The sequence below is a fragment of the Actinocrinis puniceicyclus genome, from assembly GCF_018283645.1.
GTDB classification, from domain to species: Bacteria; Actinomycetota; Actinomycetes; order Streptomycetales; family Catenulisporaceae; genus Actinocrinis; species Actinocrinis puniceicyclus.
The window spans coordinates 18,939-29,867 of sequence record NZ_JAGSXH010000010.1 but is presented as its reverse complement, the minus strand read 5'-3'; the positions used below and the strand labels follow the sequence as shown (position 1 = coordinate 29,867).

The window sequence follows — 10,929 nt, the reverse complement described above, 5'->3', positions numbered from 1 at the left end:
CTGAAATGCGGGCGATACCTCACGAGGGCCGGAAAGCCGTATTGCCGGGACCCGCGCCGGACACAGGGGATCCACCGACCGGCGGTCCGCCCGACCGCTGCGCATCGGCGGTGCTGCTGACGGTGCCGCGGTTGAGTGTATCGCTGCGCACGGTGAGCGCGAGGATGAGGAACCAATGAGATACGAGGTACTTGGTTCGTTACGGATCACGGCGGGCGAACGCACCGCCACCGTCCGCGCCGCGAAACCGGAGACCGTTCTCGCCACACTGCTGGCGCGCAGCGACGAGGTGGTGACCACCGATCAGCTGTGCACGGAGCTGTGGGGCGAAAGTCCGCCGCGGCGCTTCAACGCCGCGCTGCACGTGTACATCTCCCGGTTGCGCAAGCTGCTGGGCGACCTGCGGGGCGGGGGAGAGAACCCGATCGTCACCCACACCTCGGGCTACGTGCTCAAGCTCGGCCCGGACCGGCTCGACGCACTGGACTTCCGGCGGTTGCTGGAGCAGGGCCGGGAACGGGCGCGCCGCGGCGAGCTCGAAGCGGCGGTGGACACGCTGGAGCGGGCGACGGCGCTGTGGCGCGGTCCGGCGCTGGAGAACCTGCAGAACGGTCCGATCGTGAGCGTCTTCGCCGGTCAGCTCGACGAGCAGCGGCTCGGCTGCGCGCAGCTGTCCGCGGACTGCCGGCTGCGCTTGGGCTGGTACCGCGAGGCGGCCGAGCAGCTGCAGGAGCTGGTGAAGCAGTACCCGTACCACGAGGTGTTCTGCTGGCAGCTGATGCTCGCCCTCGGGTGCAGCGGGCGGCGTGCCGACGCGATCAAGGCGTACCACGCGATCCGCGACGTGCTGGACCGGGACCTCGGGCTGGAGCCCTGTCGCGCCGTCAACGCCCTGCACCAGGCGATCCTGATCGACGAGCCGGTGCCCGACGTCTCCGAGCTGGTCTACGACGGTAGTTGAGCCACCGCGCGCACCACGCCCGTCCGGCGCGCAGCTCGTCGACCCCGTTTCGAGCACGCGATTTAGAACCGTTTCAGAGCCTTCCGCCATCATCGGACAGACCTGTGTGCGGTGTCAGAAATGCACCATGCGATGCCACGGCCGCACCGGGTCGCCCAGTCCCGACGCCCGGGCTTCCCAGCGTGAGGCACTGCGGCGCACACGCCTCGCAGTCCGACCGCGGTGGACGGAAGCCTCACTGAGAAGATCAAGGGATCGCCCTCATGTCGTTGTCGACCATCCTGCCGAGTGGTGAGGCTCGCAGGCCGGTACTGCTGCTCGCGCTCGGCGCATTCGCACTCGGAACCGATGCTTACGTCATCAGCGGCGTGCTACCCAAGGTCGGCCAGGACCTCGGCGTCGGCATCGGTGTGGCGGGACAGCTGATCACGGTGTTCTCCGCCGTCTACGCGCTCAGCGCCCCGGTGCTCGCCGTGGCCACCAGCCACTTCAAGCGCAAGCAACTGCTGCTCGCCGCGCTGGCCTTCTTCTCCCTGGCCAACGTGCTCGCCGCGGTGGCCCCGAACTACGGCGTACTGATCGCGGCGCGGGTACTGGCCGCGCTCGCCGCGGCGACGTACATGCCGTCCGCGACCGCCGCGGCGGCCACCATCGCGGTACCGCAGGAGCGCGGTCGCGCGCTGGCCGCCGTGCTGGGCGGCCTGACCGTGGCCAACGCGGTGGGCGTGCCGCTGGGCACCTTCGTCGGGCAAAGCTCCGGCTGGCGCGCGACCTTCGTGTTCGTGGCCGCGGTCGGCGCGGTCTCGGTGCTCGGCATCGCCGCGACGCTCAAGACCGTGGCGTCGCCGCCGGTCGCCTCGCTCGCGCAGCGCATCGCGGTCGGCCGCAAGCGCGCGGTGCCCTCGACCCTGCTGGCCACCGCGCTGGGCATGGCCGGCATCTTCGTGGTCTTCAGCTACCTGGCCTGGTTCTCCCAGCACACCGTGAACGTGACCGGACGCGGACTGTCCATCGTCTACCTGGTGATCGGCGTCACCGCGGTGTTCTCCAGCAGCGCGGCCGGCTGGCTGATCGACCACATGCCGGCGGTGCGGGTCGGCTCGATCGGCCTGGGCGGCCTCGCGCTGACCTCGCTGGCCCTGGCCGGGGTCGCGCACTGGGGCGGCGGCGCGGTGCTGCTGTGCGTCGTGCTCGGCGCCTGGTCGCTGATCGGCTGGATCTTCAACCCGGCGCAGCAGCAGCGGCTGTTCGGCCTGGCCCCCGGACCGCTCGGCCCGATCGCGCTCTCGCTGAACTCCTCCGCGATCTACGCGGGCCAGGCGCTGGCCAGTGGACTGGGCGCGCTCGCCCTGACCAGTGGGCCGACCACGCTCGCGCTGGTCGCCACCGGAGCCGTGGTGCTGGCGTGGATCACCATGTACTTCTCCGCCTGGCGCGCGTCCACCGCGCCGGCCGCCGCCCCGCCGCCGGCCCAGACCGCGGCGGTCGCCGGCCCGGGTGCCGGCACCGGTGCCGGTGCGGGTTCCAGTGCGGGTTCCAGTGCGGGTTCCAGCGCGAGCGCCAACTGACGCTCACCCGACCGGGTGAGTGGTGAGGTAACACATTGATTTAGAATCCGCGATGGGTGACCACTCACCCGGAGGAGCTACGGGGATGCCAACGGGAACGTCACTCACCTGCCCTCCGGCGGGCCGCGCTCGCAACGCCGACCCCCCCACCAAGGGGCCCCGGCGCCGGGACGAACCCGCCCGGGCCCGATCGGCCGGTCGTCCGGCGGCCTACTCGGCCGCCGGAGCCGCCGCGGACTGCCTGGAGGGCGCCGCCCGCCAGGCGATCAACCAGATGCCCGAGCTCGCGGTCCGGCTGGCGCTGCGGGCGCTGGACCTGACCGAGCCGGATGATCCCGGGCGCGGCCGGCGCATCGTGACCGCGATCGAGGCGCACCTCGCCGCGGGCAACCTGGCCCGTGCCATCGAGCTTGCCGAGGAGACCTCCGTCCCGCGCGAAGGCCGTGACGGCGGCGACCTGCAGCAGGTGCTGGCGCATGCGCTGCTGGTCAACGGCCGGCACGCCGAGGCCGCCGTCGCCGCTCGCCGGGTGCTGGACAACCCGGCGGCCTCGGCGGCGGCGCGCGCCCAGACGCAGGCGGTTCGCCTGCTGGCGCTGCGCTACACCGACCCCGCCCTCGGGCGCGCCGAGGCGGAGCGCTGGCTGGTGCGCGGCGGGCATCCCGCGGCGACCGCCGGCTGCGTGCTGGCCGAACTCGCGTGGCAGCGCGGCGCGGTGGAGGAGGCGCTCAAGCTCTCCCGCGATGCGGTGCGCCGCATCGGCGAGCGCACGGTCTCCGTGTGGAGCACGCACGCGCAGCTGGTCTGCGCCTACGTGACCGCCGTCGCGGGAGACACGGATTCGGCGCTTTCGGCGGTGCTGGTGCTGGTGCAGCGGGCGGCGGCCGTGCGTACCACCTTCGTGCCGGAGCTGCGCTCGGTACCGCCGATGGTGACGCAGGCTCAGCTGCTGCTGCGGATCGGTCAACCGCGCGAAGCGGCCGGCGTCGCCCGCCGCGCGGTGGCCGCTTCGCGCGGGATGCAGGCGCGACTGCACAGCGAGCCGGCGACCTGCGTGCTGGCCGCCGCGCTGCTGCGCACCGGGGACCTGGACGGCGCCGCGGAATGCCTGGAACGCGACCGGTTCGACGGCGTGCCGCCGGCGGGCGCGTTCTGGCGGCGCTACCGCAGCTGGATCAACGTCCAGCTCACCGCCGCCCGCTTCGGCGCCGAGCGCGCGGCCCGCCTGTTGACCGGACCGGACCGCGCCCTGCTGACCTCGGCCGCGCTCGCGGTGGACGAGCCGGGGGCGCCCGGCTGGATGACGCGCACGCTGCTGGCCACGGGCCACGGCGACCAGGCCGCCGCCGTCGCCGAGCACATCGAGCGGCTGGCCCGGGAGCATCCGCGCGCCGCGGTGCTGCGCGCGGCCGCGCTGCATGTCCGGGGTCTGATCCGGCAGGACGCCGCCATGCTCGAGTCCGCGTGCGCCGAACACCTCACGCCGTGGGCCCGCGCCCTGGCCACCGAGGACCTGGCCGGCTGCCGGACCCTGGAGGCGCAACGGGCGCGTCGCAGGCTGGCCGAGGCGCGGGAGCTGTTCGAGCGCGGCGGCGCGGTCCTCGACGCGGGCCGGCTGGCCCGCCGGCTCGGCGAGCCGGGACAACCGCGGCCGGGACGAGCGCAGCCGGCACCCGGGCCCTGGGAGCGGCTGAGCGACATCGAACGGACGGTCGCGGTCCTGGTCAGCGAGGGCCTGACGAACGGTCAGGTGGCCCGGCGCATCTCGCTCTCGCCGCACACGGTGAACTACCACATGCGCGGGATCTTCAAGAAGCTCGGCATCCGCTCGCGCGCCCAGCTCGCCGGCCTCGCGCGCGAACACGAGCCGCGCGGGGCGAACCAGCCGCAGGTCCGCGGAGACGACGCGAGCACGGTGCGCGCGCCGCGCGGACAGGTGCTGTCGGCAGGCCGATGACCCCGGGCGAACCGCGCGGCCCGGCCCAGGCCGTCGCAGCACACTGCGAGCTGTTCAACCGCTGCGTGGAAAGCGGCGACTGGAAGCCCTTCCTCGACACCTTCACCGAGGACGCGGTGATGACGGTGCAGCGCCCGCCGCTGCCCGCGTTCGTCGGCCGGGAAGCGATCGCCGCGGCCTACGCCGAGGCGCCGCCCCGCTGGACGATGCAGGTGACGGACGTGCGCGAGCAGGGAGCCGACACCGCGGTGGTCGGGTTCCGGTGGAGTTCGGGGCGGCCCGGCGCGATGACCGTCACCTGGCGCGGATCGGCCGTCTGCGCGGTGCGGATCAGCTTGTGATCAGCGCGCAGGCCGCCGCGCCGTCCGCCCCGAGCGAGGTGACCAGGGCCGGGCGCGCATCCGGCGCCGCCTCGGCGAGCAGCGCGGCGAGCTGGAAGGCTCCCAGAGCGCTGAAACAGTCCCCGACCTGCCGGGAGACCTGCACACGGCGGCCGTGATCGGCGCCCAGCGCCCGGTCGAGCGCCTGGCGCTCGGCCTCGTCGAGGTCGCTCTCGCCGCTCTGCGCGAGGCTGACCGCGCCGATCCGGTCGGGCTCAAGGCCGTTGCGTCGCAGCACGGACTCGATGAGGCCGGCCAGGTGATCGGCGCGGGCCCATGGCGGATCATCCGGCAGCGTCACGCCGAACGCGAGGTCAGCGACCGCGGCCAGCGGTTCGCGACCCTCGCGCCGCGCCGTGGCGCCGCTGTCCACCAGGAACATCACGCAGCCTTCGCCGAGGCTGGTGCGCGCCGGTGCCGCCCAGGTTTCGCGCAGCCTGCCGGCGGCCAGCGCGACCGGCGCGGAAAGCTCCTCGACCGCGCCGACCAGCAGGGTTTCCGCGTATCCGCGGCGGATCAGCCGGGTCGCGTAGCGCAGGGTGGCCAAAGCGGTGAGATGACCCGCGCTGACCGTGCTGTTCAGCCCGCGCAGCCCGTGCCAGATCGCGGTGCGGCCGGCCACCCCGTTGATCACCGTGTTGGGGAACGCCGCCGGATCGACGAAGTACGGCTTGTCCTGCACGAAGGTGTCCTTGGTGAACCCGACGATGCTGTCGATACTGCCCGTGCTGGTACCCAGCACCAGGCCGACCGAGCCGCTGCGCGGCCCGAGCGAGTCGGCGTGCTCGTCGAGCAGCAGGCCGGCGACCGTGATCGACATCAGGGTCATCCGATCCAGGGTGCGGATGCTGCGCGGCGCCAGCAGGCTCGCCGGGTCGAAGTCCCTGACCCGCAGGCCGGGCCCGTGCTCGGGGTCGGTCACCGCTTCGCCGCCGCCGGCCGCCAGGCCCGCCGCGAACGGCTCGCGCCCGACGCCGAACGGGGACAGTGCCGACCAGCCCGTGATGTACGGCCCCGCTGCCGGATCCATTTCCGCCTCCGCAATGGCGCGTCCGCCGGCCGCGACCGGTCGGTGAAGAGATCATTCGAGATCTGCGAGATCGTTTGTCAGAATACGATGACAACTTCCGTTTCGGAAGATAGCATTGGCCACGGCACGAGACGGGGTGTCTAGTCGCCGCGGGAATCCCAAGAGTAGGCATGGGTACCCGCAGTACGGTTCAGTGCATGCAATAGCTTGCTGTCACATATCGCGCATTGCCGTGCGTGGTTCAGTCGTGCCCTGATTCGGGCGCGGGCGGCGACCGGCGAATCGCGCGCGGCATTCAGGAGCGCGTATGAACGTTCTGAGCGAGGACCAGCGACAGCAGATCACAGACATAGTCGTCGGTATTCTCGAGATCGACCCGGCGGAACTGACCGACGAGAGTCTGTTCAAGGAGGACCACGACGCCGACTCGCTGCGCGCGATCGAGATCCTGGCCGCTCTGGAGCGCGAGTTCAAGGTCGAGATCAACCAGGCCGAGCTCGCCCGGATGGTCAACCTGCAGGGGATCTACCAGGTCATCGCCGAATACACCGGCAACCGGGCCTAGCCGCCGTGTCCGCGGGACTGGCCGGGGATGGTGCGGCTCGCGGCGCCCGCCGCGTCGTGATCACCGGGATCGGCCCGGTGTCGAGCATCGGCATCGGCGCCGAGCGGTTCGCCCGGGGCCTGGCCGAGGCACGCAGCGGCGTGCGCCCGATCACCGCGTTCGACACCGCCGGTTTCGCGCACACCAACGGCTGCGAGGTCGCGGACTTCGACCCCGCGGCCCGGCTCGCCAGGCTCGACCCCGACAGCGTCGGGCGGGCCGCCCAGTTCGCCGCCGCCGCCGCGGGGCTCGCGCTGCGCGACGCGGGGGTGGACCCGGCGCGGCTGGCGCAGGTCCCCGGGCTGATCTCGGTCGGCACCACCGACGGGGAGTCCCAGGACCTGGACCGTCTGACCGAGCTTTGCGTGCGCGGCGGCCTCGACGAACTGCCGCCGCGGCTGGTGCGCCGGGTGCCGTCCAGTTGGCTCTCGGCGAGCGTGGCGCACGAGTTCGGGCTGCGCGATGTGGAGGCGGTGACCCTCCCGACCGCCTGCGCCGCCGGGAACTACGCGATCGGATACGCCTACGACGTGCTCAGCCTCGGCGAGGCCGAGTACGCGCTGTGCGGCGGCGCCGACGCCATGTGCCGCAAGACCTTCGCGGGGTTCTACCGCCTCGGCACCATCGCGCCTACCGCCTGCGCTCCCTTCGACGTCGACCGCCGCGGCATCCTGACCGGAGAAGGCTCGGGCATGCTGTTCATCGAGCCCTACGAGAGCGCGGTGCGCCGCGGCGCGCACATCTACGCCGAGATCCTCGGCTACGGCTTGAGCTGTGACGCGCGTCATCCGGTGGCGCCGGATCGATCCAGCATCGTCGAGTGCATGCGCCGGGCGCACCGCAACAGCGCGGTGCGCCCGGAACAGATCGACCTGATCTCGGCGCACGGCACCGGCACCAAGGCCAACGACCTGACCGAGGCGGCCGCGGTGCGCGAGGTCTTCGCCGACGCCGCGCCGCCGACCGTCTCGATCAAGTCGATGATCGGCCACTCGATGGGCGCCGCCAGCGCGCTGAGCGCCATCGCCTGCGCCGTCGCGGTGGACCGCGGATTCATCCCGCCCACCATCAACCACGTCAGCACTGACCCGGAGTGCGGCCTGGACTGCGTGCCCAACACGGCGCGCCGGGCCGACCTGCGCATCGTGCAGAACAACGCCTTCGCCTTCGGCGGCAACAACGCGATCGTGTTGTTCGGGCGCTGCGACGAGCGCACGCCGGCCCGGGAGGTGGCCGCGGCGTGAACCCCGTGATCACCGGGGCCGGCCTGGTCAGCAGCCTTGGCGCCGACGTGCGCGCCGCCTTCGCGGAGTACTGCCGGGGCGCGCAGGCCGTGCATCCGCTGCGCGCCTTCGACCCGGCCAGGTACCGGGTGAAGAACGCCTACGAGATCGACGACCGGCCGCCCGGCGGGGCGGACGAGCCCGCTCGCGCCTCGCGCTGGCTGCGCGAGGCGGTGCGGCAGGCGCTGGCGGACGCGGCGCTGCCCGCCGGGTCGCGCGTCCCGCTCGTCATCGGCACCGGGCTGGGCGAGCAGCGCTCGCTGGAGCTGTGGCGCACCGCGGGTGCCGAGGTCACCGCCGACCGGCTGGCCTTCGGCCCGCTGCCCGGGGAACTGGGCCTCGGCCACCACGTCACGCTGGTCAACGCCTGCTCGGCCGGCCTGTTCGCGCTCGCGGTCGGCGCCGACCTGCTGGAACTCGGCGCGGCCGACGCGGTGGTGGTGGCCGCAGTGGACGCGATCAGCGAGAGCATGTTCGGGCTGCTCGACCGGGTCAACGCGCGCCCGCCCTCGCACGTGGCCCCGTTCGACGAGGACCGGGTCGGTGTGGTGCTCGGCGAGGGCGCCGCCGCGATCGTGCTGGAGCACCCCACGGCCGCGCGGCACCGGTCGGCCGCGCCGCTGGCGGTCCTGCGTGCCGTCGCAACCTGCTGCGACGCCCATCACAGCACCGCCCCGCATCAGCCCGGTCTGGTCCGGGCCCTGCGCGAGGCGCTGCGCCGCGCCGGGCTGAGCCCGCGTCAGGTCGACCTGATCATGGCGCACGGCACCGGGACGCTGCTCAACGACGCCACCGAGGCGGCCGCGCTCGGCGAGGTGTTCGGCGACGCGCTCGGCGAGCCGCTGGTGACCGCGCTCAAGTCGCTGACCGGCCACACCTCGGGCGCCTCCGGCCTGATGAGCCTGGTGGTGGCGACCGAGGCGCTGCGCACCGGTCTGGTGCCGCCGACCGCGAACCTGGTCAAGCCGATCGCGCAGGCCGCGGGCATGCGCTTCGCCGTCGAGCCGGTCGTCGAGCCGGCCGGCGGTGGGCACGGTGACGCGCACGGCGGGGGCGCGCCCTTGTCCGACGCGCCGCTGGACATAGCCCAGATCGACGCCTTCGGCTTCGGCGGGCTGAACGCCGTCGCGCTGATCGAGCGTCCCCGCGCCGCGGCCGGCCTCCCGGCCGCGCAGGCCGCCGCCCGCGCCACCACCCGCACGACGACCCGCGTCGCGGTCACCGGCATCGGCCTGGAACTGCCGTCCGCCGCGAACTGCCGCAGTCTGCTCGAACTGGCCCGCGGTGGCGTCTCGCTCGCCGCGGGCGCGCCGCCGCCGCCGTTCGAGAGCAGCGACGTGGTCGGACCCAGAGGGCTGCGTTACCACGAACGGGCCACCCGGCTCGCGCTGAGTGCGGCGGCCCGCGCGCTGGCCGCGGCCGGGCTCAGCGCCCCGGAACCGGACATTGCGCAGTCGGCCGGCTTCGGCGTGGCCGTGGCCACCGACTTCTCGATCGCCGAGAAGGTGTGCCGGGTGACAGAGCTCATCCACGCCCTCGGCGTCGAGCAGACCAGCCCGATGGACCTGCCGAACGTCTCAGGCAACGTGGTCGCCGCGTCCCTGGCGATCTGGTACCGGCTGGGCGGCCACAACCTGACCGTCTCCAGCGGCGCGCCCTCGGGCGTGGACGCGGTGCGCCTGGCCGCGGACGCGATCCGGGCGGGGCGCGCCCGGCGCATGCTGGTCGTCGGCGTGGAGCCGGCCGAGCCCGCCGTCGCCGAGCTGCTGGCGCGGACCGCGGCCCGCCGCGACCCCGGTTCACCCGCCCCGGGCCTGTTCGACGGCGCCGTGGCGGTGGTCGTCGAAGACCTCGACCTGGTGCGCGAGCGGGCGGGCCGCCCGCTCGCCCTGCTGGGCGAATACCGCGCCGCCGCGTCCCTCGCGGCCGCCCTGCCGGCCCCGGCCCCGGCGCCGAAGCCGGCGCCGGACGCTGCTGCGAACGCGGCGCCCGGCGCATCCTCGTTCGCCCGCGTCTGGTTCCCGCCGTGTCCACACCACGACAGCGCCGCGGCCGACCGGGCCGCCGCGCGCGAGGCGCTGGAGCGCGGGGCCGCCGCGGCGCACCGGCCGCACCCGGTTTCGCAGGGCCTTGACTCAATCGACCTCGGCGCGGTGCTGGGCGAGACCTCCGCCGCGCTCGGCGTGCTCCAGTGCGCCGCCGCCGCCGAGTGGCTGGCGCTCAGCCCCGCGGACACCGCCGTGATCGCCAGCGGCGGATGCTGGGGAGCGGACTTCGCCGCGCTGTCCCTGACGGGCGCCCGATGAACCCCGCCGCCGTCCGCCACGCGGATTTCCCCGGCGGCCGGGTGAGCGCGCGACTGCTGCGCGACGGCAGCGCGCAGCCCGACGCCTGCGTCGCCCTGCTGCACGGGCTCGGGGAAAGCGAGCGCGTCTGGGAACCGCTGGCCCGGCACCTGCCCGCCGGCCTGCGGCTGTGGTCCTTCGAACTGCCCTGGGACGCCGCCGACGGCAGCGACTGGACCGTCGAGGCCGCGCCGGCGGTGTGGCTGGAACGCGCGCTGGACCTGGCCGGGTGCCGCCCGCGCATCCTGATCGCCCACTCCTACGCCGCGAACGCGCTGCTGGACCTGCTGTGCGCGGGCACCGGCGCGCTCGACCCGGCCGCGCTGGTGCTCTTCTCCCCGTTCTACCGCTCGTCGAGCGCCGAGTTCGACTGGCCGGCGATCAGCCACTACCTCAACGACTTCACCGAGGTGCTGTACGCGGGCATCCAGGCTCAGGCGCGCCCGCGCGATCCCGACCTGGCCCAGGCCATGGCCGAGCGGGTGCGCGACCGGATCGGCGTGTACGGCTGGCTGGCGTACTTCACCCTGTTCACCGCCACGCCCCGCCTCGACCTGGACAAGCTGCGCGCGCCGTGCCTGGTCATCGGCGGGGAAACGGACACCGCCTCGTATCCGCGCGACTGCCGCGCCCTGGCCCGCGCCTTGCCGGACGCCCGCGTCGAGGTGATCGGCGGCGGCGGCCACTTCACCATGCTCGAGGACCCCCTGCGCGCCGCGGCGCTGATCAGCCGGTTCCTCGAAGAGTCCGGCCTCGCGCCGGTGCCCACCCACCCCCTCGCCGAGAACCGCTGAGAGAACC

Annotated in this window: 9 protein-coding genes; 8 read left to right on the top strand and 1 reads right to left on the bottom strand. The window is 73.8% G+C overall.

What is annotated here, in order from left to right:
- Nucleotides 1-175 precede the first annotated feature (175 nt).
- From KGA66_RS04870 to KGA66_RS04855, 4 genes are all read left to right on the top strand, one after another.
- Nucleotides 176-961: an AfsR/SARP family transcriptional regulator gene (locus KGA66_RS04870; protein ID WP_211464951.1), complete on the top strand. Its 786-nt coding sequence runs from the start codon at nt 176-178 to the stop codon at nt 959-961.
- Nucleotides 962-1,224: 263 nt separating this feature from the next.
- A complete protein-coding gene (locus tag KGA66_RS04865; protein WP_211464950.1) occupies nt 1,225-2,529 on the top strand; it encodes an MFS transporter in 1,305 nt (434 codons plus the stop codon).
- Between the two features lie 85 nt (nt 2,530-2,614).
- On the top strand, nt 2,615-4,486 hold the full coding sequence (locus KGA66_RS04860) for a LuxR family transcriptional regulator (RefSeq protein ID WP_211464949.1): 1,872 nt from the start codon (nt 2,615-2,617) through the stop codon (nt 4,484-4,486).
- A complete protein-coding gene (locus KGA66_RS04855) occupies nt 4,483-4,827 on the top strand; it encodes a nuclear transport factor 2 family protein (RefSeq protein WP_211464948.1) in 345 nt (114 codons plus the stop codon). Before KGA66_RS04860 ends, KGA66_RS04855 begins: the two co-directional genes overlap by 4 nt.
- Here the strand turns inward: KGA66_RS04855 and KGA66_RS04850 are convergent.
- A complete protein-coding gene (locus KGA66_RS04850) occupies nt 4,817-5,896 on the bottom strand; it encodes a beta-ketoacyl synthase N-terminal-like domain-containing protein (protein WP_211464947.1) in 1,080 nt (359 codons plus the stop codon). The genes KGA66_RS04855 and KGA66_RS04850 overlap by 11 nt on opposite strands.
- A 307-nt stretch (nt 5,897-6,203) precedes the next feature.
- Here KGA66_RS04850 and KGA66_RS04845 point away from each other — a divergent pair, with 307 nt between their 5' ends.
- Genes KGA66_RS04845 through KGA66_RS04830 form a run of 4 tightly spaced genes read left to right on the top strand, consistent with a single transcriptional unit; the run spans nt 6,204 to nt 10,922 of the window.
- The gene (locus KGA66_RS04845; RefSeq protein ID WP_211464946.1) at nt 6,204-6,461 is read left to right on the top strand and encodes an acyl carrier protein; all 258 of its coding nucleotides are present in this window, start codon (nt 6,204-6,206) and stop codon (nt 6,459-6,461) included.
- A gap of 5 nt (nt 6,462-6,466) precedes the next feature.
- On the top strand, nt 6,467-7,744 hold the full coding sequence (locus KGA66_RS04840) for a beta-ketoacyl-[acyl-carrier-protein] synthase family protein (RefSeq protein ID WP_211464944.1): 1,278 nt from the start codon (nt 6,467-6,469) through the stop codon (nt 7,742-7,744).
- Nucleotides 7,741-10,089, top strand: coding sequence for a beta-ketoacyl synthase N-terminal-like domain-containing protein (locus tag KGA66_RS04835; protein WP_211464942.1), 2,349 nt, complete (start codon nt 7,741-7,743; stop codon nt 10,087-10,089). The genes KGA66_RS04840 and KGA66_RS04835 overlap by 4 nt, the downstream gene beginning before the upstream one ends.
- Nucleotides 10,086-10,922: an alpha/beta fold hydrolase gene (locus tag KGA66_RS04830; RefSeq protein WP_211464940.1), complete on the top strand. Its 837-nt coding sequence runs from the start codon at nt 10,086-10,088 to the stop codon at nt 10,920-10,922. The genes KGA66_RS04835 and KGA66_RS04830 overlap by 4 nt, the downstream gene beginning before the upstream one ends.
- Nucleotides 10,923-10,929 lie beyond the last annotated feature (7 nt).

Bases quoted from the DNA above. Each gene is read 5' to 3' on its own strand.
- KGA66_RS04855 (WP_211464948.1), top strand. From the start codon at position 4,483: ATGACCCCGGGCGAACCGCGCGGCCCGGCCCAGGCCGTCGCAGCACAC.
- KGA66_RS04865 (WP_211464950.1), top strand. From the start codon at position 1,225: ATGTCGTTGTCGACCATCCTGCCGAGTGGTGAGGCTCGCAGGCCGGTA.
- KGA66_RS04870 (WP_211464951.1), top strand. From the start codon at position 176: ATGAGATACGAGGTACTTGGTTCGTTACGGATCACGGCGGGCGAACGC.
- KGA66_RS04850 (WP_211464947.1), bottom strand. From the start codon at position 5,896: ATGGATCCGGCAGCGGGGCCGTACATCACGGGCTGGTCGGCACTGTCC.
- KGA66_RS04860 (WP_211464949.1), top strand. From the start codon at position 2,615: ATGCCAACGGGAACGTCACTCACCTGCCCTCCGGCGGGCCGCGCTCGC.
- KGA66_RS04830 (WP_211464940.1), top strand. From the start codon at position 10,086: ATGAACCCCGCCGCCGTCCGCCACGCGGATTTCCCCGGCGGCCGGGTG.
- KGA66_RS04845 (WP_211464946.1), top strand. From the start codon at position 6,204: ATGAACGTTCTGAGCGAGGACCAGCGACAGCAGATCACAGACATAGTC.